The 25,352-nt window shown below is 42.0% G+C and carries 22 protein-coding genes and 2 pseudogenes; 13 read left to right on the top strand and 11 right to left on the bottom strand.

Translation table 11 applies throughout. The annotated features are described in order from the left end of the window. Positions 1–54: 54 nt before the first annotated feature. The 4 genes from V7K45_RS24845 to V7K45_RS24830 all read left to right on the top strand — a co-directional run bounded on the left by V7K45_RS24845 (position 55) and on the right by V7K45_RS24830 (position 1,584). Positions 55–330, top strand: a complete 276-nt coding sequence (locus V7K45_RS24845) for a LapA family protein (protein WP_334869588.1) — start codon at positions 55–57, stop codon at positions 328–330. Between the two features lie 82 nt (positions 331–412). Further along, positions 413–856, top strand: coding sequence for a DUF29 domain-containing protein (locus V7K45_RS24840; RefSeq protein ID WP_335007615.1), 444 nt, complete (start codon positions 413–415; stop codon positions 854–856). Between the two features lie 321 nt (positions 857–1,177). Continuing rightward, positions 1,178–1,378 (top strand): type II toxin-antitoxin system HicB family antitoxin, encoded by a 201-nt coding sequence (locus V7K45_RS24835; RefSeq protein ID WP_181929383.1) that lies wholly within the window; start codon positions 1,178–1,180, stop codon positions 1,376–1,378. Beyond that, entirely contained in the window at positions 1,375–1,584 is a 210-nt protein-coding gene (locus V7K45_RS24830) for a type II toxin-antitoxin system HicA family toxin (protein ID WP_335007614.1), read from the top strand. Before V7K45_RS24835 ends, V7K45_RS24830 begins: the two co-directional genes overlap by 4 nt. 37 nt (positions 1,585–1,621) lie before the next feature. Here V7K45_RS24830 and V7K45_RS24825 read toward each other — a convergent pair whose 3' ends face one another. Together V7K45_RS24825 and V7K45_RS24820 are read right to left on the bottom strand one after the other, a co-directional pair. Further along, a complete protein-coding gene (locus tag V7K45_RS24825) occupies positions 1,622–2,257 on the bottom strand; it encodes a hypothetical protein (protein WP_335007746.1) in 636 nt (211 codons plus the stop codon). Positions 2,258–2,406: 149 nt separating this feature from the next. Continuing rightward, positions 2,407–3,129, bottom strand: a complete 723-nt coding sequence (locus V7K45_RS24820) for a Uma2 family endonuclease (protein WP_335007613.1) — start codon at positions 3,127–3,129, stop codon at positions 2,407–2,409. A gap of 381 nt (positions 3,130–3,510) precedes the next feature. On the opposite strand from V7K45_RS24820, the gene V7K45_RS24815 reads away from it, so the two are divergent. The 3 genes and pseudogenes from V7K45_RS24815 to V7K45_RS24805 all read left to right on the top strand — a co-directional run. Then, positions 3,511–6,132: an ATP-binding protein gene (locus V7K45_RS24815; RefSeq protein ID WP_335007612.1), complete on the top strand. Its 2,622-nt coding sequence runs from the start codon at positions 3,511–3,513 to the stop codon at positions 6,130–6,132. Between the two features lie 8 nt (positions 6,133–6,140). Further along, a pseudogene (locus V7K45_RS24810) lies at positions 6,141–6,452 on the top strand (hypothetical protein); the annotation flags it as partial. Between the two features lie 132 nt (positions 6,453–6,584). Beyond that, positions 6,585–7,259, top strand: a pseudogene (locus V7K45_RS24805) (DUF4351 domain-containing protein); the annotation flags it as partial. Between the two features lie 174 nt (positions 7,260–7,433). Here the strand turns inward: V7K45_RS24805 and V7K45_RS24800 are convergent. Beyond that, the gene (locus V7K45_RS24800) at positions 7,434–9,011 is read right to left on the bottom strand and encodes an NAD(P)H-quinone oxidoreductase subunit 4 (RefSeq protein WP_335007611.1); all 1,578 of its coding nucleotides are present in this window, start codon (positions 9,009–9,011) and stop codon (positions 7,434–7,436) included. 370 nt (positions 9,012–9,381) lie between these two features. On the opposite strand from V7K45_RS24800, the gene V7K45_RS24795 reads away from it, so the two are divergent. Further along, a complete protein-coding gene (locus tag V7K45_RS24795) occupies positions 9,382–9,630 on the top strand; it encodes a hypothetical protein (RefSeq protein WP_335007610.1) in 249 nt (82 codons plus the stop codon). Between the two features lie 53 nt (positions 9,631–9,683). Here the strand turns inward: V7K45_RS24795 and V7K45_RS24790 are convergent, their stop codons facing one another. From V7K45_RS24790 to V7K45_RS24775, 4 genes are all read right to left on the bottom strand, one after another. Next, positions 9,684–10,937: a hypothetical protein gene (locus V7K45_RS24790; RefSeq protein ID WP_335007609.1), complete on the bottom strand. Its 1,254-nt coding sequence runs from the start codon at positions 10,935–10,937 to the stop codon at positions 9,684–9,686. Between the two features lie 153 nt (positions 10,938–11,090). Continuing rightward, positions 11,091–13,190: an NAD(P)H-quinone oxidoreductase subunit 5 gene (locus V7K45_RS24785; protein ID WP_335007608.1), complete on the bottom strand. Its 2,100-nt coding sequence runs from the start codon at positions 13,188–13,190 to the stop codon at positions 11,091–11,093. Positions 13,191–13,402: 212 nt separating this feature from the next. Then, positions 13,403–13,789 carry a thioredoxin family protein gene (locus V7K45_RS24780; protein WP_335007607.1) on the bottom strand — a complete coding sequence of 129 codons (387 nt, stop codon included), beginning with the start codon at positions 13,787–13,789 and terminating at the stop codon, positions 13,403–13,405. Positions 13,790–14,395: 606 nt separating this feature from the next. Continuing rightward, a complete protein-coding gene (locus V7K45_RS24775; RefSeq protein ID WP_335007606.1) occupies positions 14,396–15,112 on the bottom strand; it encodes an NnrU family protein in 717 nt (238 codons plus the stop codon). A gap of 212 nt (positions 15,113–15,324) precedes the next feature. Between V7K45_RS24775 and V7K45_RS24770 the strand changes: the two genes are divergently transcribed. After that, positions 15,325–16,338, top strand: coding sequence for a LysR family transcriptional regulator (locus tag V7K45_RS24770; RefSeq protein WP_335007605.1), 1,014 nt, complete (start codon positions 15,325–15,327; stop codon positions 16,336–16,338). A gap of 305 nt (positions 16,339–16,643) precedes the next feature. Further along, positions 16,644–18,047, top strand: a complete 1,404-nt coding sequence (locus V7K45_RS24765; RefSeq protein ID WP_335007604.1) for a serine/threonine-protein kinase — start codon at positions 16,644–16,646, stop codon at positions 18,045–18,047. A gap of 110 nt (positions 18,048–18,157) precedes the next feature. Here the strand turns inward: V7K45_RS24765 and V7K45_RS24760 are convergent, their stop codons facing one another. Beyond that, a complete protein-coding gene (locus V7K45_RS24760) occupies positions 18,158–18,310 on the bottom strand; it encodes a hypothetical protein (RefSeq protein WP_335007603.1) in 153 nt (50 codons plus the stop codon). A 60-nt stretch (positions 18,311–18,370) separates the two neighbouring features. On the opposite strand from V7K45_RS24760, the gene V7K45_RS24755 reads away from it, so the two are divergent. After that, positions 18,371–19,768, top strand: coding sequence for an ABC transporter substrate-binding protein (locus tag V7K45_RS24755; protein ID WP_335007602.1), 1,398 nt, complete (start codon positions 18,371–18,373; stop codon positions 19,766–19,768). A gap of 286 nt (positions 19,769–20,054) precedes the next feature. Further along, on the top strand, positions 20,055–21,101 hold the full coding sequence (locus V7K45_RS24750; protein ID WP_335007601.1) for a PstS family phosphate ABC transporter substrate-binding protein: 1,047 nt from the start codon (positions 20,055–20,057) through the stop codon (positions 21,099–21,101). A 56-nt stretch (positions 21,102–21,157) separates the two neighbouring features. Here V7K45_RS24750 and V7K45_RS24745 read toward each other — a convergent pair whose 3' ends face one another. Beyond that, entirely contained in the window at positions 21,158–21,877 is a 720-nt protein-coding gene (locus V7K45_RS24745; protein WP_012412419.1) for a Crp/Fnr family transcriptional regulator, read from the bottom strand. Positions 21,878–22,189: 312 nt separating this feature from the next. Between V7K45_RS24745 and V7K45_RS24740 the strand changes: the two genes are divergently transcribed. Continuing rightward, positions 22,190–23,119 carry a DALR anticodon-binding domain-containing protein gene (locus V7K45_RS24740; RefSeq protein WP_335007600.1) on the top strand — a complete coding sequence of 310 codons (930 nt, stop codon included), beginning with the start codon at positions 22,190–22,192 and terminating at the stop codon, positions 23,117–23,119. 180 nt (positions 23,120–23,299) lie between these two features. On the opposite strand, the gene V7K45_RS24735 is transcribed toward V7K45_RS24740, so the two are convergent. Both V7K45_RS24735 and V7K45_RS24730 read right to left on the bottom strand, forming a co-directional pair. Then, positions 23,300–24,151, bottom strand: a complete 852-nt coding sequence (locus V7K45_RS24735) for a Cof-type HAD-IIB family hydrolase (RefSeq protein WP_335007599.1) — start codon at positions 24,149–24,151, stop codon at positions 23,300–23,302. Positions 24,152–24,424: 273 nt separating this feature from the next. Then, positions 24,425–25,126, bottom strand: coding sequence for a choice-of-anchor E domain-containing protein (locus V7K45_RS24730; RefSeq protein ID WP_335007598.1), 702 nt, complete (start codon positions 25,124–25,126; stop codon positions 24,425–24,427). Positions 25,127–25,352: the final 226 nt, after the last annotated feature.

The raw sequence follows: 25,352 nt of genomic DNA, 5'->3' as shown, positions 1-25,352 counted from the left end.
TAATTTCGAGCAAAATATAACTTCTAACTCCTAACTTCTCATTTCGATCAAACTATGAAAATTGCGCCTTTTTTGACATCTCTAGTTGTAGCAGTTTGGGTAATTGCGATCGCAATTATTTCAGTCCAAAACGCCACACCCGTATCGTTAAAGTTCTTAACATTCCAATCAATTCAGATACCAATGGGTTTGGTGCTAGCTTTTAGTGCCGGTGTCGGGTTAATTGGTATGGCACTGCTGCAACCTCTGTGGGGACTTGCTGGTATTGGGCAGCGTAATTCTCGATTGGAAGACGATGCCGAGTTTTTTGTTGATGATGAAGATTTTTGAGGCTTGAAAAAAACTGATGAGATTGATTTCTGCCCGAAAAGCTACGTGCTATGGCTTAAACTATGCAAGATCGATAAAGGCTATGAGCGCAACTTATAAAGCAGATTTTAACTTGTGGATTCAACAGACAGCCCAACTATTGCGATCGCATCGCTGGCAAGAAGTTGATGTAGAAAATCTGATTGAAGAGGTTGAAGGCTTGGGCAAAAGTGAACGGCGGGCTATTGCCAGTCAATTAACTCGCTTACTCTTGCATCTGCTCAAGTGGCAATATCAACTCCAGCGTCGCTCAGATAGTTGGCTCGATTCCATCACTGATTCTCGTACCCAAATTGAGTTAGCAATAGAAGATAGTCCTAGTCTTAACAGCTATCCTACAGAGCAACTTGAGGAAAGTTATCAAAGGGCGCGTCGGCAAGCAGCCAAGCAAACGGGGATACTTATATCCGTGTTTCCAGAAGAATGTTTATATTCTGTAGAGTTAGTGTTAGATGAAGACTGGCTACCGGAAGCAAGCGATATTTGATAAGTGTAATTGTGACTGTGTGGTATGAAACGCATTACGCAGCCACTTAATATACATTGGTGAGTCTTGCAAAAGTCGCTTTTACTTCTTCATCATCGGCAAAGTCTCCAGTATTCGCTTGACCAATCCCTTTTTGAATTTCCTCGGTTTGCCACTGATACATATCTAGATAAGTGGCTACCGCTTCATTAAGTATGTGGCTGCGATCGCAGGGAGGCTAACACCTCAATACAATGGACAAGCGATGTCTACAACGGGCTACGCCTACGCACTCGGCTTGACGCTAGAATATTAGTCGCAATCTTGTGGAGATGATTGGTAATGAAAATTAAAGCAGTTATCTGGCAAGAAGACGGTGTGTGGTGTGCTTCTGTACCCGCCCTACCCGGATGCCATACTTGGGGAGACAGCTATGAACATTTGTTAGAGATGCTGCAAGATGCAGTTCAAGGTTGGTTGGAAGTTGCTAGCGAACGAGAAGAACTTGACCCGGAGAAAGAGTTGGTTGAAATATCGCTATGAAAGCGGTTTCAGGTAAAGCACTTTGTAAAATTTTGGAACGGCAGGGTTGGGAATTGAAACGGATTACTGGCAGTCATCATATCTACATAAAAGAAGGTGTTGATGTAATCCTCTCCGTTCCGGTTCATAGTAATCGAAATTTACCGATTGGAACTTTGAAAAGCATTATGAAAGATGCTGGACTTACCGAAGAAGATTTGAACTAAAAGCGATCGCAATTATCCAAAGTTCAGATAACAGTAGCTAAGTTGGGCAGTTTTGGGTTAGTTGTAGCTTCAGGTAATCAATGAATTCCAGTATTTCTGTATCAGTGAGTTGTAGACGCGATCGCCTGCCATATTTCCGCTGCAAATAATCCCTTCCCTGCTCTGGAGTCCAATTTAATTGAGCTAAATATCTGTCGGTTTGAGCTATTAGAACTTTTAAACTTACTTTTTGCCCTATAGTTTGCCAGTAAATTTCCCTATGTCCATCCCAACTAACACCTACAGAGCGATAAGTGACTGGATCGTAAATATTACAGAATACTACTTTTTTATCTCCAGGACTAACGGCAATAGTAAGTGGATGACGTAATTGTTCAGAAGTAAGAGCATCCAAAGACAGCAATAAACTTTTAGAAAAGTAAGTATCGTTTCCTGATTGGATAATATAAGGTTTATCTGCTAGGATAAACAGATTTATTTTTTCATCTGGGCCAAATGTATTTTCAACCTTTTTATTAACTTCTATCCCTGTTATTACCCCAGTCAAGGCTTTTTCATAAATTGGGATGCGTTTTTCATCTTCAGCAAGCATATACCAGCAGTGATCGGCTTCTCTGCTGACAAAAACATATTGAGGTTTTGGGACTGCTCCAAATCCTAATTTAACTTCCATATTTTTGATGAAGGTTTTGGTAAATATATTTATTGAGCAACCAGACATGACGATTTGTACCTCAAGCTATTAGTTGCTTTATAAATATAATTCCCTAGCTAGGAAGCTAATTAACATTAAGGCAGTAAAAAATACAAAATTTGGTGAATCTATAACAAAGTTTCTGGATCGACACCTAGCGCATTCAATTTTTCAATTAACATTTTCACCTGTTGTTCTGCTTCCACTCGTCGCTGTTCTTCAAAAGCTGTGCGTTCTTCCGCTTCTCTAATGCGTTCTTCTGGTGTCAGCAATCTTTGCCCTTCTTCGTCATACCAGTACAGCCACTCCCGCACTATACCTTGATAAATTCCCCGTTCTCGCCCAATTCCTAAACCAATTTCTGGTAGCCAAGCGGGATTTCCTGACATTAAGATATATTCCCCATCGACTAAGCGATACACTTCCAAAGGCGACTTTTTACGCCGCAGGGGACTATACACAATGTAGTACAAAATTCCTAAATCTTTGGCATAAAATTCTTTCTTGATGCTATATTCTTCTCGATATATTTGGGAAACAACTTCTAGCGCTAAAATTGGCAGTTGCTTTTCTTCCCACAGCACATAACTTAGGCGTAAATCCTCATCAACGAAGCGTTTAACTCCTAAACTGAGAAATCCATCAGGAACAACAGCTGGTTTGTCTGGGTGATAATAAATACCCATGTCAACACCAAAGAACCAATCCCAGCGATCGCACCAAACCAAAGCTAGTATCGTTTTTAGCAAGCCGGGAATTAAATTTTGGAGTTCATTATCCACAGCAGTATCATCTGAGTCGGGTAGTTCTTCGGAAGATGGCAAACAATGCAGTGGATTGTAGTTTAACATGAGCGGTTTTGCCAAATTTGATTCTAGATAGATTGTAGGTAATCTATTGATATGTGATGTGCGATCGCAGCACAAGAATGAAAAACCATCTCAGTAGGAAAACAGTTATAAGTGTAAAATCTTTACATTAGATTCGTGGTTTTTCGGTACTGATTACTAGAGCGTCTAACTGACAATAGCAAAAAAGGGCGGAACATTGTTCAAATAGAACATTCCAGAGGTCGCAGAGTATTCAATTTCATGGTGAATTTGGTAGTTAGGCTGATTATCTATATCTACCAGGAGAAAAAGTTTTCTCTCAACCTTGACTCAGAAAATGTGGCGCAGCTGGAACTTAGCTAATTTTCAGCCCGATTTTTGAGTTGTATCTAAGTATCAGATATGTCACCACAGATCCATTCACGAGTTTTAATCAAAAACTTCCTAAAGGTTTTTTTGCCATTATCAGCATTAGTTGGGGTTGTTATTGGGACTATCTACTGCCAACAAGTACAAACCGAGCAAGTTCTGTTCAAAACAAATGAACTCCGTAAGGTAGATTTACAAACTAAAGTAATCAGCGGAGACTTTCACTCGGTTGTCTCAGATTTGATGTTTATCTCTAAACAAAACGAGCTAGAAAGAATTTTAGACGGAGTGGATGGGCAACAACAGGCACTTTCTCAAGAATTTTTATTATTTTCTGGATATAAAAAACTTTACGACCAAATTCGCTTTTTAGATCGATCGGGTAAGGAAGTTGTCAGAGTCAACTTTAACCAGGGTGAACCAGCAATTGTCCCCGAAGAAAAACTGCAAGTTCAAGCCAAGCGCTACTGGTTTAATGACACTTTGCGGCTGAATCAAGGACAAGTATTTGTCTCTCCCCTTGACCTCAACATCGAACGAGGTCAGGTTGAACAACCCTTGAAGCCAATGATCCGCTTTGGCACTCCCGTTTTTGATCGCCGTGGGCAGAAACGAGGCATTGTGGTGTTAAATTATTTCGGTGCAAAACTGCTGGACAATTTTAATCAAGCTTTCGCTAACGCCTCTAGTGAGGGAATGCTACTGAATGCTGATGGCTACTGGTTAAAAGGGACAAAGCCCGAAGATGAATGGGGATTTATGTTTCCCGATGTCTACGACGAGCTTCGCTTACGCAAAAACCGCACTTTTGGCAAAACTTTTCCCCAAGCATGGCAGCAGATTTCTCAACAAGAATCGGGACAATTCCAAACTGCTGAGGGAATGTTCACTTTTACCACAGTTTACCCACTTGTCGAAGGAGAAAAATCTAGTACGGGAGCAGGACAAGCGTTTGCACCAAGTCAAAATCAAATTGATCCTAAATCCTATCACTGGAAGATTGTCTCGTGGTTGTCGCCAGAGACGTTGACAACCAAATCAAACCGATTTTTGAGTCAATTGCTACCGCTATATGCTGGGTTAGTAGGACTAATTGGCATTGGTTCTTGGCTACTAGCAAAAGCTAGTGTCAATCGTCAGATGGCCCAGCTAGAGTTAAAGCAGTCTGAAGTCGAATTGCGAAAGCTAGTTGAACGGGAGAAAATTCTTAAAACTCGTTTATCTAGTCAAATTCGCAACTCGCTGGATCTAAATACGATTTTGAGTACAGTAGTGGTTGAAGTTCGGCAACTGCTACAGATCGATCGATGCCAGTTTTTTTGGTGTCATCAAGAAGATGAATCTATTAGCTTGGAACTGAGTCAGCAAGCTTGTGCTCCCGATTTAACAGAACCTTTAGGCTGTTCTCCTATCCAGAATGTGGAAGCGCTGAGTGAAGCTGTTATGCAAGGGAATTTGCTTTGCTTTGATGACATTGCCGCAGATTCGTGGCTTGATTTCAAGAGTCGGAATTTACTGGTGACATTGGGGCTTAAGTCTCTACTAACAGTTTCGGTTCAAACTCAGTCGGGTCACTTGGGTGTGATTGTCTGCGAACATAGTAGAGAGCTTCGCCCCTGGAGTGATGATGAGGTGGAAATCATTCGAGGTGTGGCTGACCAGCTAGCGATCGCTATTGACCAAGCCCAATTGTATAATCAAAGCCGCGCTGCTACTGCTGCTGCTACTACTCAGGCAGAACAACTCAACCAAGTTTTACACAATCTCAAACAGACTCAAGCTCAACTGATTCAGACTGAAAAAATGTCCAGTTTAGGTCAATTAGTGGCGGGTGTCGCTCATGAAATCAATAATCCAGTTAATTTTATCTACGGTAATTTGACCCATGTAAGTGAATATACATTGGGATTATTGAAATTGGTAGAACTTTATCAACAGTCTAATGCTCATTCAACATCTGAAGTACAAGCTCATATCGAAGCGATCGACCTTGACTTTATGGTTGAGGATCTACCTAAAATACTAATTTCAATGAAAATGGGAGCTAATCGCATTCGTGAAATAGTTCTCTCCTTGCGGAATTTTTCTCGACTTGACGAAGCAGATATGAAGCCTGTCAACATTCACGAAGGTATTGATAGCACACTACTGATTTTACAAAATCGCTTCAAACAAACGTCTGGAAATCCCGGAATTGAAATAGTCAAGGATTATGGTGATATTCCCTTAGTAGAATGCTATGCCGGACAACTAAATCAGGTATTTATGAATCTCATCAGTAATGCCATTGATGCCCTGGATAGTTATAACAGTAAGCGAACTCTGGAGGAGATAGAAGCTAACCCCAGCCAGATTGTAATTCGTACTGAGTTACGCAACTTGGATCGGATAACTGTAAAAATTGCAGATAATGGCCCTGGCATGACTGAAGCAGTTAAGCAACGATTATTTGACCCTTTCTTCACCACAAAAGCCGCAGGTAAAGGCACTGGATTAGGATTAGCAATTAGCGCTCAGATAGTCACAGAAAAACACAACGGAGCTATTTGGTGTATTTCCGAACCTGGACAGGGAGCAGAATTTTGGGTTGAGATTCCGATTAAGCAAAGTTCTAAACTAGCGACTGCAAGTACTGCTACTCTATCCATAATTTGAAAAATGACATGACTAATATTAGCGATGTCTACGACGGGCTACGCCTACGCGCTGATTTTGATAGCCCTTGGAAAGAAATAATAGAAGCTTATTTTCCCCAAGCAATGCATTTCTTTTTTCCAGAAACTTCTGCATTAATTGATTGGGAACGTCCCTACTAATTTCTAGATAAAGAATTTCAATCAACTTGCTCGTGAAGCTGACAGGGTAAAAGATATGCCGATCAATTAGTCAAAGTTTGGCAAACCCAAGGGGAAGAACTTTGGTTATTAATGCATGTTGAAATTCAGGGACAAAAAGAAGATAACTTTCCTAAGCGGATGTTTACCCAATACTTTTCAGATAAGCCTAACAATCTCTCTTTTGGTCTGGGAAAAGGTTAAAGGGGAAAGGGGAAAGGTAAATTCAAACCCTTTCCCTTTCCCCTTTCCCCCTTAACCGAAAAGTATTGGATGTTTACCTACAACTTTCGCATATTTGACCGCTTCGATCGACCAGCAATAAGTCTTGCAATTCTCTGCGATTCAAACCGCGAATGGCGACCAAGCAATTACAGTTACAATTATCCCAATACTCGCTTAAAGTTTGAGTTTGGCAGTATTAAACTTTTGGATTACGAAAACCGATTTCATGAGTTAGAAAATAGCCAGAATCCATTTGCAACTGTCGTCATGGCGCATTTGAAAACGCAGCAGACACGCTCATCACCCGAACAACGCAAAATATGGAAATTCAGCTTAATTCGCAGACTATATGATTTGGGGTTAGGAGAGCAGGATATTCGCAACCAATATCGATTTATTGATTGGGTTATGATATTACCAAAGGCATTGGAAAATCAGTTTTGGGAAGAGGTTAAACAATTTGAACAGGAGCGGACTATGAGATATGTAACTACAGGTGAGCGCATCGGCTATGAGCGCGGAAAACAAGAAGGTGAACAAAAAGGTGAACAACGACTTATTTTAAGGTTACTACAAAGACGAGTGGGAGAATTATCACCAGAATTGCAAGAGCGCATCCAATCTCTTTCTTTAAATCAGTTAGAAAACCTTGGCGAAGCTTTGTTAGATTTTACTGCTATGGAAGATTTACTTAACTGGTTCCAAACAAATCAATCAGCTTAAAATCTCTTTTTATGATAATTGTAAAAAATACATCTCATTATTTACCAATACAAAATTTTTTTAACTAAGTTCGATGGGTTATTTTTACTTCACTGAATCGAAAATTTTGAGTGAATAACAAAAAGGGCAGGTACAAAACCCGCCCTTAAAGTAATTAATATTTAAACTCGCAACTTAATTACCAATTTGAGGCGCACTCAAAGAAACCTTTAGTGCGTCGTCTTTTTGTTGTGCTAATGTCGGCACGGAATCACGCAATCTTGCAGTCAATTGTACAGTTGTAGCGTCGTACATCTGAGTCAGCAATTTTGGATAGAAACCAATACCAATAATTGGAATTAACAAACAGGCAATGATAAATACTTCACGGGGTTCGGCATCTATCAAAGCTTGATGAGAAACTAATTCCTCGTTCTCTTTACCGTAGAAAATTTCTCGCAACATTGACAGCAGATAAATCGGAGTTAAAATTACTCCCACTGCCATCAAGAACACCACGATAACTTTGAAGGTAGAGCTATAAGCATCGCTAGTAGCAAAGCCCACAAATACCATTAATTCTGCCACAAAACCGCTCATCCCTGGCAATGCCAAAGAAGCCATTGAACAAGTGGTGAACATGGCGAAAATCTTCGGCATTCTTTTGGCAACACCGCCCATCTCATCCAACATTAGGGTGTGGGTGCGATCGTAAGTTGCCCCTACCAGGAAGAACAAACTCGCCCCAATTAACCCGTGCGAAACCATTTGTAACACTGCCCCACTCAATCCCAAATCGGTGAAGGAGGCAATACCAATCATCACAAAGCCCATGTGAGAAATTGAGGAGTAAGCAATTTTTCGCTTCAGGTTGCGCTGGGCAAAGGATGTTAAGGCAGCGTAGATGATATTAACTACCCCCAAAACCACCAACACTGGTGCAAAAAGAGCGTGGGCATCGGGGAGCATTTGGGCATTCATCCGAATTAAGGCGTAACCGCCCATCTTCAAAAGAATACCTGCCAATAGCATGTGTACGGGGGCTGTTGCTTCACCGTGGGCATCAGGTAGCCAGGTGTGCAAGGGAATAATCGGCAACTTAACGGCGTAGGCAATCAGGAAGCCAGCATAGACGGCAAGTTGGAAATTGAGGGCGAAGTCTTTTAAACCGAGCGATCGCATGTCAAACGTCACCGTATCGCCGTAAAATCCCATTGTCAGGGCAGACAGCAAAATAAACAGCGAACCGCCGGCGGTGTATAAAATAAATTTAGTCGCTGCATACTGCCGTCTTTTGCCTCCCCATATCGACAGCAGAAAGTATATCGGCACTAGTTCCAGTTCCCACACCAGGAAAAATAACAGCATATCCTGGACGGCGAACACGGCAATCTGACCGCCATACATCGCCAAAATCAAGAAGTAAAATAGCTTCGGCTTGAAGGTGACAGGCCAAGCTGCTAAAATCGCCAGCGTGGTAATGAATCCAGTCAAAATAATTAGGGGCATAGATAAGCCATCTGCCCCTACTGACCAATTCAAATCTAGTTGAGGTACCCAGGCGTAACTTTCGACCAACTGCAAATCTGGATTGGAGAAATCATACCCAGTATAAAAAGCATAAACAATTAGTGCAAAATCTATCAGCCCTACGATCAGGGAGTACCAGCGCACTGTTTTGCCTTCTTTATCTGGGATGATGGGAATCAGTAGTGAAGCGGCTATCGGCAACAGAATAATCGTCGTCAGCCACGGAAAATTAGCTGTATTCATCACAATTCGTCTGCTATCAAAATCATGTTTGGCAAAAAGTCACTAGTTATTAAGTAACAGCTTTTTGAGGATTTCGTCTTCCTCGTTAGGTTGATTTAATTAAATTGGCAATCCCCGATTTTTACTCTTGGGAGTCTTTTTTGACATTTGCGGGTGCGGGATGTGCGTTGTGATACTCCCAGTCAAGTCAAAAATTTACTCTAAAAAAGTTGGTAAAATTATAGCTTAGGGGTGCGATGTCTAGGACAAGCCGTTTTGCGTCTACGCATAGCCTAACCCATCGCTAAAAATACACGATGCTGTATGCGTGGTTCTTGAAAAAAGCGATTTGGTGCAAAAATGCATCAAAGAGGAAATAACCATAATGATAATGGCACAAATTAAAAGTCAAATTTGTTATGTCACTAACGTAGATGGAGAAACAACAGATGTACTCGTCCCTATAGAACTTTGGCAACAGCTTATAAGTTCCATAAATTCTGATAACGTCAGTGGTTTAGCTTGGATTGATGAACAAGAGCCAAAAGCACAAATATTAGCCGATTTGCAAGAGTCCCTGCGACAAGCAGCAGGACAAACTTTCCCCGTTTCAGAGCTTTGGGACGATATCGAAGCCTAGATTTATGGCAGAAGTTCGGTTTACACCTCCCTTGAAATTAATTTAATGTTTCTTCAAGAAGACGAAACCAAGCGAATCTCCACAAAAGGAGTTGATACCTGACCTATCCAGAAACTTTCTCTTGACTTAGTATCTGTATTTATGGAGCTATATCTTGTTACAACTTCCATTGTATTTATGTACGTAAATCGAACATAATATGTCCCTAACCTAAGAGGTTCAGAGATCCAGTGGAAGCCATTTTGAGCAAATATACTAAGTCCAAACTGGTTATCTTTCAGCCAAAAAATAGTAATGTCTTGAAAGAAAGTGAGAGATTCTCCTGGCATGACTAAGGGAAAATCAGAGTCTAATGTGCCTTCAGGTCTAATGCAGTCGCCATTCCACAAAATTTGTCTATCCGCTTCTACAAGCTCTGGAATCAAGATGTCGCCGAAGTTAAAGCGAAGTGGAATTGACTTGTTATTAACAATCCGAAGACCAATTTGGTTGAACACATAAGGATAAGGATGTTGCGGATGTTGCTGTCCTATTATTAACAGAGATTTAAATATGTGTAAAAACTTACACAGCAAGTTTTTTTTTGGTGCGAGCAAAACCAATTCCGGGACTATAGTTTCAAAGCCGATACCATCGACAACTAAAGTACTACAATCAGGTTCATTATGTTGAACTAAATGGAAATTTACAACCTGTGTTGCTAATTGCCCTAATCTTATTTCTTCTTGACTTTTAGCTAACTTTAAGCCATCTGTAGTTTGATGCTCACTTTTATATATGAATCGAAGCTTATATGTTGCGGGCTGAAGTGAAGTAAAAGACCAAAATCTGCTAGGTAGATTAGGACTTTGGAAGACTTCTGGGACAGCAGAAATCTGAAAAATAAGCAAGTTATTTTGCCAATAAAGATTTCCAGTTAGCGAAAATGATTTTGAATCTCTAGGAGGGACTAATAAATAAGAAATTTCTCTAGGACTACTATGCTGAACTTGGCTAGTTAAGTTATTTCTTAATTCAGCTACTATATTCTTCCATCTTCGGAAAATAGATATGTTTGGTTGAATACTTGGAAGCGAAAGATCGGTTATTAATTGCCTCTGTATTTCCTGTCCCTCCGATGTCACGAGAACTGGTGTAAATACTTCATATAAATTTAGGTAAAAATCCTGTAACCTTTTGTTAGTAATACAAATACCAAACTGCACAAAGGTGTTTGTATTCTTTTCGGGAATAGGCAAGACTATAAGGTTAGGATTGGAGATTTTTATATATACGTCACCGTTTTCAATGATATTACTATCATTCATTTGCTTCAAAAAACGGAATGTGGGTTATATAGGTTGTATTAAAAAATCTTGTGATCTTTTCAGACTCAACTCTCAATTCTTCTCTGCGACTCCGGGCCTCTGCGTGAGATAAAAAATAATGTAGGGGCGGACAGTCGCCCACCCCTATGAAAATTAGGTAACACCAAAAACAATCACTAAACCCAAAACAGCCCCAAATACAATCAAGGCATAGAATTGAGCGCGACCGTTTTCTAGGTACTTCAGACCTTCACCGCTAACAAGGGTGAAAAAGCCTGTGAGGTTAACAGCACCATCTACAACGCGGAAGTCAACTTCCATAACTTGTCTAGCTACGCGACGCAAGCCGAGGACAAAAACCCGATGGTAAATGTCATCAAAGTACCACTTGTTGAGGGATAACTCGTAAAGTGGTTGGATTTTAGCAGCGATCGCAGCCGGATCAATCTTACGGCCCAAATACATCAGCGAGGCTAAGGTAATCGCAACCAAAGAAATTCCCACTGAGGCACCTGCCATGATGTAGAATTCCGTCGGATTGAACTCGGAAGCTTTTTCTATAACTTCGGAGAGAGTTTCGCTAGGAGGAAAGATAAACTCTTCAAAATAATTGGCGTAAGGAGTTCCCACCAAACCAATCAAAATCGAAGGCACAGCCAACAGTGCCAACGGCAGGGTCATTGTCCACGGCGATTCGTGGGGAGAGTCGCTGTGATGCCCGTGGGAGTCATGGGAATCATGATGCTGACTAGTTGCCGCCAATTCTCCTTTCTTCATCGCCCCAGGCCCAAAATTGGGGGCTAGTTCTTCTGACTCTAACTCCAGAACAATTGTCGCTGCTTTCTTGAGTTTTTCCTTGATTTTCTCGTCAGTACCCCGGAACTTGCCTTCAAATGTTGAGAAATACATTCTAAACATATAGAAAGCAGTAATCCCGGCAGTTAGCCAGCCGATAAACCAGAGGAGTGGGTTAGCTTCAAAAGCCTTCCCTAGAATTTCATCTTTTGACCAGAAACCAGCAAAGGGTGGAATACCAGAAATTGCCAAGCAACCAATCAAAAAGGTAGTTGCTGTGACGGGCATATACTTTCGCAGTCCACCCATCAAGCGCATATCTTGCGCTAAGGCGGGGTCGTGTCCAACGACACCTTCCATACCGTGAATTACAGAACCTGAACCCAAGAACAGCATCGCCTTGAAATAGGCGTGGGTCATCAGGTGGAATAGTCCAGCACTGTAGGAACCTATTCCCATTGCCATCACCATGTAACCAAGTTGGGAAATGGTGGAGTAAGCCAAGCCCTTTTTGATGTCGTTTTGGGTAATGGCAATGGTTGCCCCCAAAAACGCCGTAAACGCCCCAGTAAAGGCAATGACATTCATTGCGGCTGGAACGTCTTCAAATACTGGGTACATCCGGGCAATCAGGAAAACACCCGCCGCCACCATTGTTGCCGCGTGAATCAAGGCAGAAATGGGGGTGGGGCCTTCCATCGCATCTGGTAGCCAGACGTGGAGGGGGAATTGGGCTGATTTTGCAACTGGGCCTAAGAAAACTAAAATCGCAAACAGGACAGCGAGAAAATTGCTGATAGAACCTGATTCGACAAGTTGGGCGAGGCGATCGCCCATGATATTAAAATCAAAGCTTCCTGTTGCCCAGAACAGCCCTAAAATGCCGAGTAATAGACCAAAGTCGCCCACCCTATTGGTTACAAACGCTTTTTGAGCGGCATCTGCTGCTGACTTGCGATCGTACCAAAAACCGACCAGCAAGTAGGAACACATCCCGACTAGTTCCCAGAATATATAAATCTGTACTAGGTTGGGGCTGACCACCAGACCTAACATTGAAGAGCCAAACAAACTGAGATAGGCGTAAAACCGCACGTAACCGGGATCGTGAGCCATGTAGCCATCGGTGTAAACCATGACTAAGCAGGCTACCGTTGTGACAATCACCAGCATTAGGGCTGTCAGGTGGTCAATAGTGTAGCCCATGCTCAGGTGAAAATTACCTGCTGCCGCCCACTCAAAGGTGCGAATATAAGCCGGGTGTCCTTGAATTTGACTCCAGAGCAAGGCAAGCGACAGCGCCATAGCTGCTCCCATCATGGAGATAATCACCACAGCATTAAGCTGGCGGAGGCGGTTTGTCACCTGATTCAACGAGATTAACCCTAGACCGACCAGCATTGCCCCAAAAAGAGGGAACACCGGAATCAGCCAGGCATACTGATAGATTACTTCCATCACTGACGCCTACTTTTACAATTCTTGATTAGCGTGTCGAAACTGTTAATAATTGTGACTACACCCTTTAGGATAAAATAACCCACCCAAGACTGATTGGGTGGGGTATTAAGCATGGTTTTAGATTTGGTCATTAGTCATTGGTCATTAGTCATTGGTCATTTGTTCAATGTCCAATGCCCAATGCCGCCATGCCCCACACCCAATATCCATCAGGCCGATCGGTATTCTAAGTCCACTGTTTTTGAACTTTTGTAAATTTTGGGGTAATTGCTGTAGCTGGCTTTAATCTCTTCTAAAGCTAGACGTAAATCTTCCCTGCCGCGAAAGCATTCCAAGCGATGGCGAATAGTGCCATTTTCAATCAATAGTAAAGTGGGTAGTGATTTTAGCCTATAGGTAGTAGACAATTTAAAATTTTGATCGGCGTTAACCCCGACTAATTTAATTTCATCGCCGCACTGGGCTTGAAATTGCAATAAAAGTGGATGGATAATCCGACACAAGCCACACCAAGGTGCTTCAAAGTTAACTAAAACAGGAATAGGTGATTCTAAAACTTCTTGAGTAAATGTCCGCTCACTAACCGACAACACCATGACGCCTCTTGGATTATAAGGTTTTTATATCAAACTAGCTATCAGTACTGAATTGAGTAGTGCTGAGTTCCGAGTTCTGGTTGCTGAGTAGAAGTCCATAACAAAAAGTTAGAGGATTGAATGAGGAACTCGTTTCTTTTTCTTTTAGAGTAAAGCGGGGATTGGGACTACTTACCAAGCAATGAATACTAAGTTGCTTGCTTTTACTCAGGACTCAGGACTCAGCTACTGCTTCAGTGGAGGATTGGCAAGTCAGTAACTGCCGATAGATGCTTTCAGGACAAAAGTTTCAGGACACAGAATCATTGGCAAAAATTGAGCGCGTTAATGTGTCTCTGACAGAAAAGCGACCTTAGAAGTCGCGTTGGCTTTTTTGGATCGTTAAACTCCTGATTGCCGTGACCGCCTGGGGATTTGACTGAATCTGCCACTTTCTTTAAAGCAAAGGCAACTGACCAACGACTACCAATAATAAAATCTCAATCTGACTGAACGTACCCCCCACTGATAGATGTTTGAATTTATCCTACATTGATTTGGAGCAATTGATAAGCTGAAATTTCCATCTATTTCGGATTTTCTGCTGACATTGGGGATCGTCTAAAGTTACCATCCTATCCTACTAGTTGCTTCTAGTAACAGAGGGTGCGACCACCAAAGCAAAGCTATAAAAATGGCAACTCCCAAATAGGCAGGGCGGAGAAATTCCTGCCATTTGAGAGATTGACGCCCATCAATAATTGCTTTAAAGGGAATAATTGAAGTCCGCTGTTTGGCAATTTCAAAAGCTTCTCCATAACGATCGCTCAAACGGCGATCCCCGTGCCAAACCCCAAACAAGTGATGCAATATCAATCCAATGGAAGTCACAAGGGTAAAGGTAGTACCCAGCCAGAGAGTGTGGGCAACACACCAAATTATTTGTCCTACCATCTGCGGATGACGGGTAATCCGAATAATTCCTGTTTCGTAGAGATGAACTTGGGGCTTTTGAATAGCAGCAATTTCTAGTAGATTGAAGGTAGCAGGATATAAAAACAAGAACGAGATTGCTGACAGCAGCCAAACAAATTCTCGCACTCCTGGCACCCCTTGTACCTGCCAAATTTGCAAACCATCATAACGGTGCCCAAAAAAGTAAATAATTAATATCACAGCCAACGGTAGGCTGACTAATGCAAAGAGAATGCGATAAAACCTTGGGCCAATATATTTTTCTGCCCAAGGGCGTAAAGCAGCGCCTCCACTGTGAGCGATCGCAAAAACTATTTGTAACCCCAGTATGACAAAATGACTGGGTGTCAACCAAGAAATCAGCAGCATATACACAGGTGAAGTAATTTAAAGAAAACTGAATTCAGTACAACCAATACCACAAAGTATTCAAAAGGGGACTTTAGTCAAGATGTTGTGCTACTGTCTTTTTCGAGTCAAGCCTTCAAGTTTAATATGCAACAAATCATGTCCGGCTGATTGCTGCCAAACCGGATTTATTACGTGCATCTGCTCCTTTAAAAGTTTGTGGGTTGAGCCTTATGTCTGACCTTCCTTTCACTTTAGATCAGTTACGTATCCTGAAAGCGATCGCTCAAGAAGGAAGCTTCAAGCGTGCCGCTGATAGTCTTTACGTCTCCCAGCCTGCCGTCAGTTTGCAAGTCCAAAATCTCGAACGGCAACTCGATGTCCCCTTATTCGATCGTGGAGGACGACGCGCCCAATTAACCGAAGCTGGGCATCTACTCTTAAACTACGGTGAAAAAATCCTCAGTCTGTGTCAGGAAACCTGCCGGGCGATCGAGGATTTACAAAATCTCCAAGGAGGTACTTTAATTGTCGGTGCTTCTCAAACCACCGGCACTTATCTTTTGCCCAGAATGATCGGTATGTTTCGACAAAAATATCCAGATGTGGCAGTGCAATTACACGTCCACTCTACCCGGCGGACTGCTTGGAGTGTTGCGAACGGACAAGTCGATCTGGCAATTATCGGTGGTGAAATTCCCGGTGAACTATCAGAATCTTTAGAAGTTATTCCTTACGCTGAGGACGAGCTAGCGCTGATTTTACCTGTCTTTCATCCTTTTACCAAACTTGAAAAAATCCAGAAAGAAGACCTATATAAATTACAATTCATTGCTCTAGATTCCCAATCGACTATCCGCAAAGTCATTGACCAAGTGCTAGCACGCTGTGAAATCGATACCAGACGTTTTAAAGTTGAAATGGAATTGAATTCCATTGAAGCGATTAAAAATGCCGTGCAATCTGGTTTAGGGGCTGCCTTTGTTTCAACTAGTGCGATCGCTAAAGAGTTACAAATGGGCGTTTTGCACCGTACCCCCATTGAAGGCGTTGTCGTCAAACGGACGCTGTGGCTGATTTGTAATCCCAATCGCTATAGATCCAAGGCCGCAGAAGCCTTTAGTCAAGAAATTTTGCCCCAGTTTGCCAACCCAGGATGGAATCAAGATGTGTTAAAATTAACACAAAAAAGTCTAGTGTTAACTACATTGGAGGTAGCAACACCCACTTTATCTGGCGAAGACTAAAATCAAGTTATTAGTCCCTTGTCATTTTTCCTTTGTTTTTTGTAAATGACCAAATAATTCGTAATCACGCTCCTCTGTCGCTAACTTAATTCGTAATTATTAACCCATTGTGTTCGTGCAGAGTGCTGTAGGCAAGCCAAGGGTTTGACATCAGGAAAAAAGTTTCGTGTTCCCCATTAATAAATTTAGTTTCTCTGTAACCTGAACTAATTACGAATTACGTAGCTTGCTTCTTGCCATTCGCGTAGCATCTCGTAGAGAAGGCAAGTATTATCAATTACGAATTATTTTGACTAATCACGAAAATGGAAGTTTACTGCACTCGTCCGCGTTGTCCACGCCCACAAAACTATTTTGCCGATTTAGATGATGTTACGACACTGAAAACAACCCAGCAAAAGTATTGCACTACCTGTGGTATGCCATTGATGCTAGATGGTCGATACGTGCCAACTAAACTGCTGGGAAGGGGCGGGTTTGGGGCAGCATTTTTGGCACGCGATCGCCGAATACCGGGAATGCGTCAATGCGTGGTTAAGCAGTTTCAACCAGCGGGAAATTTAACTTTAAATCAACTGCAACAAGCACAGTTGATGTTTGAGAGAGAGGCAGAAGTTTTAGCACAACTTGGTAACGATCACGAGCAAATACCAGACTTGTTTGCCTTCTTTCCAGTGATAGTTAATAGTTTGCAACCAGGACAGCAAGACCAATTTTTTTACTTAGTACAAGAATATATTGATGGGCAAAACTTAGAAGAAGAATTAGTTCAACAAGGCAAATTTTCTGAACAGCAAGTGTTGGAGGTGCTGCAAGAAATTCTGAAGGTACTAAAGTTTGTCCATCATAGAGGCATTATCCATAGAGATATTAAACCTTCTAACATCATGCGCCGTCGCGATGGTAGGCTTTTTTTACTAGATTTTGGCGCAGTTAAGCAAGTAACAAATGTTGCACTAGGGTCTGCTGCTTCTTCCACAGGAATTTATTCGATGGGATTTGCACCGCCTGAGCAGATGGCTGGGGGTCAAGTATTCCCATCTACAGATTTATACGCCTTAGCTGTAACTCTTATTACCTTGTTGACAAATCAGGAAGCAGTTAAACTGTTTGATGCCTATAGCAACCAGTGGAAATGGCGAACCCAAGTGACTGTCAGCCCTCACCTTGCTGATATATTAGACAAAATGCTGCTACCTGCTGCCAATCAGCGCTTCCAATCAGCCCAGGAGGTTATAGATGCACTTAACTCACAGGCGGTTCAAGCCCCTACACAAATTAATTCACCCTCTGTAACACTTCCGCCACAATCGGCAAAAGGTTCTAATCCCGTCGTTCCCCGCCATCCGCCAACTCAACCAGCGTTTTCGACATTGGAATTATTGGGTGGGGCGGCATTTAGTGGATTTGAGGGTGCATTGATCGCGATCGCCCTCTTCAGTCTAGTAAAATCACCAATAGTTACTTTAACTACTTCTGCCCTGATTTTAGGTATATTAATTTTTGCCCAAACCAGGCGGTGGATTGAAAAGTTCGATTTATTAATTATTCCCACAATTAGTTTTGCAATTATTTTTTTTATCCCCTTTTTACGGGGAGGTCTTGACCTTCCGTCAGTGGTGATTTTAGCCGTTGGAGCAGGCTTAGTAGCTATTTCATTGACAGCCGTATTTCGACTTATTTATAAATTATTATCTCTCTTACTTTAAAAAACTTCTGGTGCTAACAGCTACAATAAATGTCTCATAAAAAGGAAACACTTAGTCTTTTTTAGCTGTTGTCATCACTATTGGTTTAATCTTTAGTGGTCTATAGTTTCTTATGGAACGGTGGGCGCAATTAAACGGAATGTATATTTAATAATAGTTCTGCCCACTAAGGGCGAAAGCGTGTAGCGAGACGTTCGCGGTAGCATCTCGTAGAGAAGTACAGTTTGAAACCAATATTCACCACCCAGTCGTACAGAATTCATACTGGCTACTGAGTTCTGAATTATTCATAATAAATATTTTTACTTTATTGAAACTTATTTATGTCACAAAAGAATGAAACCACAATTTTAGCTTTGGCTCTGCTGCTGACAGTTGGCATAGTTGGCGGTGGGTTTTGGTGGTTTAGTAACAATGGGGCCAAAATTGCTAATAACATTATTCCAAATCAACAACCAGGTAACAATCCATCCTTACAAGACCGTATTAGTTTTGGGGAAAAATCTTTTACTCCAGGTGATATTTCTCCGGTGAAAAAAGAAGGAGTACAGGCGATCGCAGCTAAAAGTTACGATCGAGCGATCGCCAATTTCACAGCTGCTCTAAAACTCAACCGAAACGATCCAGAAGCATTAATTTTTCTTAACAATGCCCGCATCGGTTCTTCCAAAAGCTATACCATCGTGGCTTCTGTACCATTTGGCACTGACCCTAATGCTGCTTTAGAAATTTTGCGTGGCATCGCCCAAGCTCAAAATCAAGTTAATAGTTCAGGAGGAATCAAGGGAGTACCGTTGAGGGTAGGGATAGCTAATGACGACGACAATCCAGAAATAGCAAAGCAAATCGCTTCCAACCTAGTCAGCAATTCCGAAGTATTGGGTGTAGTCGGGCCGAATACTAGCGATTCCACCTTAGCCGCAGGTACTATCTATACTTCTGGACAACTTGTAGCTATATCTCCTACTAGTACATCTGTCAAAATTTCTAACTTTAGCCACTACGTTTTTCGCACAGTTCCCAGTGATTTTATGGCTGCGAGAACTTTAGCTAACTATATGGTGAGAACCTTGCAGAAAAAAAATGCAGTGGTTTTCTTTAATTCTCAGAGTAACTATAGCCAGTCTTTAAAGTCGGAGTTTGTTTCATCCGTTTCCCTAGAGGGTGGACAGGTAGCCAGCGAATTTGACTTATCCAAGGCGGATTTTAGTGCAGCTAAAAGTGTAGAACAAGCAACTAAACAAGGTGCAGAAGTTTTGATGTTAGCTGCTAACACTGAAACTCTCGATAAAGCGCTGCAAGTAATTCAGATTAATCAGAAAAAGTTAACTTTGTTGGCGGGAGATGATGTTTACACCGCTAAAACTTTGGAAATTGGCAGAGAACAAGCTGTGGGGATGGTATTAGCAGTTCCCTGGCATATTGATAGCGATCCTAAGTCAGATTTTCCCCAGAAATCGCGGCAGTTATGGGGCGGTGATGTGAGTTGGCGAAGTGCCCTTAGTTATGATGCCACTGTAGCTCTAATTGCGGCATTAAAACGTAATCCGACGCGAGCTGGAGTCCAGCAAGCACTCTTCTCATCTGACTTTTCTGCCACTGGCGCTTCTGGTACAATTCGGTTTTTAGCATCAGGCGATCGCAATGCCCCAGTCCAACTTGTAAAAATTGTTCCTGGTTCTCGCTCTCGCACTGGTTATGACTTTGAACCACTGCGTTAATCAGCAAGAAAAAATCAAAAATTAACCAATACTTAACCTGCAAAACCTCTCAAGATGAGAAATTAGGTTTTATGGAGAAAAATCTTACTGTCAATTTATTCTTACCACCACTCAAACCTTGAGATCGGAACGAATAATCCAAATGAAATTTATTATACCTTGACTTCTAAATTACTCAGAAGTTAGGATTTGCTAACAAAATCCCCGTCCTCCAAATACAATCTCAAGTAGCAAGCACTTGTCAAGTCAAGCACTTATATTGAATGGACGCGCGGGTAATTATACTATGTCCCAAAAAAATGAAACAACTATTCTTGTATTATCCATCCTAATCACCGTCGGGCTAATAGCTGGCGGTTTTTGGTGGTTTACTAGAAAATCTGGTGTCAATCTAAATACAATTAATTCTAGTAGCACCAAAACGCCCCAAACTGGCTCAGAACAACCTAGTGGCAATACTTTCACTTCAGTAAAGGATGTTCCTACAGGATTATTCAATTACGGAGGCAGTACATCTTGGGCACCGATTCGACTAGTAGTCGATCCGGCAATTCAAGCCGCGCGGCCAGAGTTACGGCTGCGCTATGTAGAACCCAGCAATGCATCGCCTGGTTCTGGTACTGGCATTCAGTCCTTGATAGACGGTCAACTAGCTTTTGCCCAGTCCTCCCGACCAGTTCTAGATCCGGAATTAAGCCGTGCCCAGCAGCGTGGGTTCAGTTTGAAACAAATTCCTGTGGCAATTGATGGTTTAGCGGTTGCAGTTAGCCCAAACCTGAATATCCCAGGACTAACGGTAGAACAATTAAAGTCAATTTACACAGGCAAAATCAATAATTGGAGCCAGGTGGGCGGCCCCAATATCCCGATCAAGCCCTATTCCCGCCGCATTGCTGATGGCGGTACTGTCGAACTTTTTGTCCAAGACATCTTGGGTGGTCAAGCTTTCAGCTCCAATGTAGAATTTATCTCCACAACCACCCAAGCCTTGCAAAAATTGGCTGATAGTCCTGGTAGCATTTACTACGCTTCTGCCCCAGAGGTGATTCCTCAATGCTCAATCAAGGCCTTGCCGTTGGGACGCACGCAAGGGCAATACATTGCACCATACCAAGAACCTTCTGTCCTCCCGTCTGAATGTCCTGGTAAACGGAACAAGTTGAACATTGAAGCCTTCCAATCAGGAAAATACCCGATTACCCGCAATCTGTTTGTGGTGGTCAAACAGAATGGTCAGAATGAGCAGCAAGCAGGTGTCGCTTACGCCAACTTACTGCTGACTGAGCAGGGACAGCAATTGATTACCCAAGCGGGATTTGTCAAAATTCGCTGACATCTGCGGATCGCACTCAAGACAGAGTGGCGGAAATCGCCGCTCTGAACTTTACCTTAACCAGCTCTATTAATCGACTCTGCTGGCAAGCAAATGAGATTATCCCCTTGAGTCAAGATTAAACCGCGTTGACGCAGCTTACCCATCAAGCGGGTGACGGTGACACGAGTGGAACCAATCGCGCTACCAATTTGGGCATGAGTGAGGGGAAAGGGCAGACAATAACCGCGAATCACATCAGGATCGGTGTCGCTCATTGCTGGCTCTCCATATTCCTCAATTAACAATGTGAGAAATCCTAAGAGTCGGTCAATTGTGCGGCGTTGTCCCAAGGCACTCAGCCACAGCAGCTTACGCTGGTGCTGATACCTAAAGGCATCCATAACTTCGCGACGGAAGTGAGGCCAATTGTCTAAATCATGCCAGTACATCCACAGCACCGCAGTTTGATCGACATGGGCATAAGCCTGGAGTGTGAATGGTGACTGAGCAACAATTTCAAATGGCTGTCCCGCTCCTACAAAACCCAAGAACGCTTCTTCTGGAGTTCTGTTGATTCGTCGAGACGTTAGCTGACTAGCAGTTGCACTAACTTGGGCGGTTCCTACCATGCGGATCGCACCCCTTTGCACCAAATACAGCAATCCAGGCCGGGCTGGAATGCGCTCATCTTTGCTAAAGGTGCGGCAACGATAGTGTTCTTGAGCCCAGTCAAGAATGCGTTGCCAAGTCAAAAAAGGCCGTGATGCCTCAGAAAAGGAGGATGGAGATTGCATAGGTAACAAAGAGCGTTCGGCTGAAGACAAAGACGTAAATAAAAGGGTGCAAGGAGTGTCTTTGTGTTGACGAGGCAGGCTTAACGCCTAACAGCGCCAGCCAATCCAAAGAATAGAAAGCAAATTACTCTCTACTCTTTTGTTATACTTCCTACTGTACAATGATGGTAGTAAAGTTTACTTACTATTCATCGATTATTCATCAAATTTTATCCTCTTCTCATTTTTCTTTATCTAAATTAAATTTATACCGCAAGGTAGATGACAGAAATGTAACAAATATATCTTACATCACAATTTCAATAATATTACGTGCATTATAAATTACCAGTTAGCAAATATACGTCAATCAAACAGCTATTATATAGTTATCTAATAAAATCGATAAGCATTGATACTTATAGAATAGAAAATAAGTGCATAAAAAACGAAAAAATTCCTCTACATAAAGGTAGAGATGACAATAGAGTTATCTATACCTCAAGTGTGTCTTTGCGACTATCAAAATCTCAGAATCGAAAAGCGATGGAGCTTGCCAGTGCGATCGCTTCAGATTTATCAGGGATTTGTGAGGACGTTTTTAGCATTCAAATAGTTCCCCCTGGTTGGATAAATTTTGAATTAACTCACTCAACCTTAGCGACTTGGTTACAAAGTCTCGTAGTCGGGAGTTTGGGGAGAGCAGGGGAACAGGAGAGCAGCACTTCTCTACGAGACGCTGCGCGAACGGCTACGCTCAGTGACCAAGGAGCAGAGGAGACAATTGATGCCCAATGCCCAGTGCCCAATTCATTGTTTGCTGTTGAATATGCTCATGCACGCTGCTGTTCGCTAGTGCTACTGGCTCATCGAGAGGGATTGATTAAACTTAGAGAACCAGTTCCAAATACTAGTCCAGCTTTTTGGGATGTTATTTTTCCTAACCCTTTACCTTGGCTTAATTGCGACGGAACACTACAACTCAATCACCCAGATGAGCGTCGTCTCATTGGCGAATTAATACAAGTGGTAGACAACATAGAATGCCCTGATGTTAGCGGTTCTGTGAAATGGGAAAAAGTAGCGCTGAATTTGAGCCAAGCTTTTGAAAAGTTTTGGTCTAATTGCCGGATTTGGGGTGAGGTGAAAATTACGTCACCAGAGCTAGCTCAAGCTAGACTGGGATTGCTCATGGCTACTCAGTCAGTATTAAAATTTGTCTTAGAGGAAAATCTAGGGGTTTTTGCGCCTTTGGAGCTATAAATCGGTAATGTCGCTTAGGTAAAAATAAAAACTTTTTATATAGCTATTGACTCAATGCACCACCTCGGATACATTAGCAGGTGTGTGAGGAGCGAACCAGCAGGGGCACCGAGACGAAACACGGCCAGTCGTCGGTGTCCTTTCTGATTTGTATGGGTTAGGTTTGAAAAAGTACTTTCACTACAGCAAAAACTTTTCAATTGCTAAAGCTGCCCCATCTTCCTCTACGCTAGGAGCTACCCAATTAGCGATCGCTTGCACTCCTGCTGGTGCGTTGCCCATAGCTACACCAAGTCCGGCATACTCCAGCATTTCCACATCATTGAAGTTATCACCAATCGCCATCACGTTGCCTAACTGTAATCCCAGCAATTCTTCGGCTAGGTAACGGACAGCAGTTCCCTTATTTACAGAGGCGTTAGTTGCTTCAAAAAAGGTAGCAACAGAGGTTGTCATATAAAGTTCAGCAGGTGTGTATTGACGGCGCAAATTTCCTAATAGTTTGTCGATTACGTCAGTGTCATCAGATAAAGCAAGAATTTTTGTCGGTTCATTCGCTAAGGCTTGACGCAAATCGCCTACAGGAATCGGAATAATACCAGAACGTTCTGCATAAATTTTGGTTTCTCTGGTTAACTCACGAACGTATAGCCGATCGTTGATGTAAAAGTGAACAGATAGAAGCGATCGCAACTCAGGCTTTTCAAAATAGTCGAGTAACTGGTGGGCGATTTCTCTAGAAACAACCCAATGGCGATGAATTTTTTGGGTGTTTGGGTCTTGAATCCAGGCTCCTTGATAGGCCATTAATGGTAGGGTAGAGCCGATATCTTGGTGGAAGCGCAAGGCTGAACGATACATTCTACCTGTGGCGATCGCCACTTGAATTCCTCGTGCTTGCGCTGCAAAGATTGCTTGCTTTACAGGTTCGCTGATCGTGTTAGAGTGTCCAGCGATCGTGCCATCTATATCCAAAACTAGTAGTTTAATGTCTTTTGCAGCAGCCTGACGATCGGTAGATGCTTTCGGCATAATTTCCTAAATTTTAAGTTCCAGTAAGAGGTTAACAGGCTCTGGCGACCAGTAGAGAGTCATATAAAAAATTGGGTTATCTAATCAACCACTTCATATCAATAATTATTTATGGCGATCGCCATAAATAGTATTTTTTAAATCTTATTAAAAATTCTGGCTAATAAACACAATAAAAAACCCGATTCTCGAAAAAATCGGGTTTTTTAATTTAAATTAGAGAGTCTGCTTGATAGATAGGATAGAAGAAATCTACCTCTTCAAGAAAGTCTATTAATTAAACATCTTGATCCAGCTTTTTTTACGTTGTGACAATAGACAAAGCCCAGCAATTAAGCCAATTCCAAGTGTGGCAGAAGACTCAGGTACTGCTTTAGCATCGTAGTCATAAGTTACTTTGATACCTGCTTTTGCGTAAGTATCAATATAGGATCTCATATTGCCCGAACCCGTAACTACTGAGTTGGCTAAAGCTGAGAACAAAAAGTCTACGTCGCCATTACCAGTGAAAGACTGCAAGAATTGGGTATTGGTGAAAGACTGAGTAGCAGATTGTGTGGCAGTTAAGTTAGAAATAGTCTTTCCAGACGTGCCAAGATAATCAGTCTTACCGTCATATTTAGCAGCTTGATAACTCGATATATCTTGTGGATTGAGCGCAAACAGAGACTGATTATTTAGTTTTAAACTGAGTTGACTAGCGAGATTTACTGTCACCTGAGTCGCGGTTGGACTCCTGTTTTCAAAACCTGCATTTCCAAGTATGTCCCCAGTAAAACTTATCGTTACACCCTTGAGTGTACCCAAAGATGAGTCAAATTTTTGGACGCTCAGAGGTGCATCAATGATATTTGTGAAATCGTAATTAGTGGAACTACTGTAGGAGAGAGAAGCTGCATTAGCTGCTCCAGATGTTGCAACAATTCCTGCCAAAGTTGTAGCAGCAGCTAGAGAATTGAATAGTTTTGTTGTCATGGATAAAAGATACCTTTCTGAAACGAATCATTACGGGATTATTAACCTATTTGTAACTCTGAAACTTTGCTTGTAGTCTTGATAAATACACGTAACTTTATGTAAAGTTATTATGTTTAAATCCCTTCGACAATAGACTTTTTGAACAGTATATATAAAGTTTTGTTAAGATAAAGTGGTTTTGATAGTGGTAATATGATGTCGAAATATTAAGTTAGTTTTTGTT

It is taken from the genome of Nostoc sp. (genome assembly GCF_036917375.1).
Taxonomy (GTDB): Bacteria; Cyanobacteriota; Cyanobacteriia; order Cyanobacteriales; family Nostocaceae; genus Nostoc.
The sequence above is the reverse complement of the archived record's forward strand: the minus strand, read 5'-3'. Positions and strand labels throughout refer to the sequence as shown.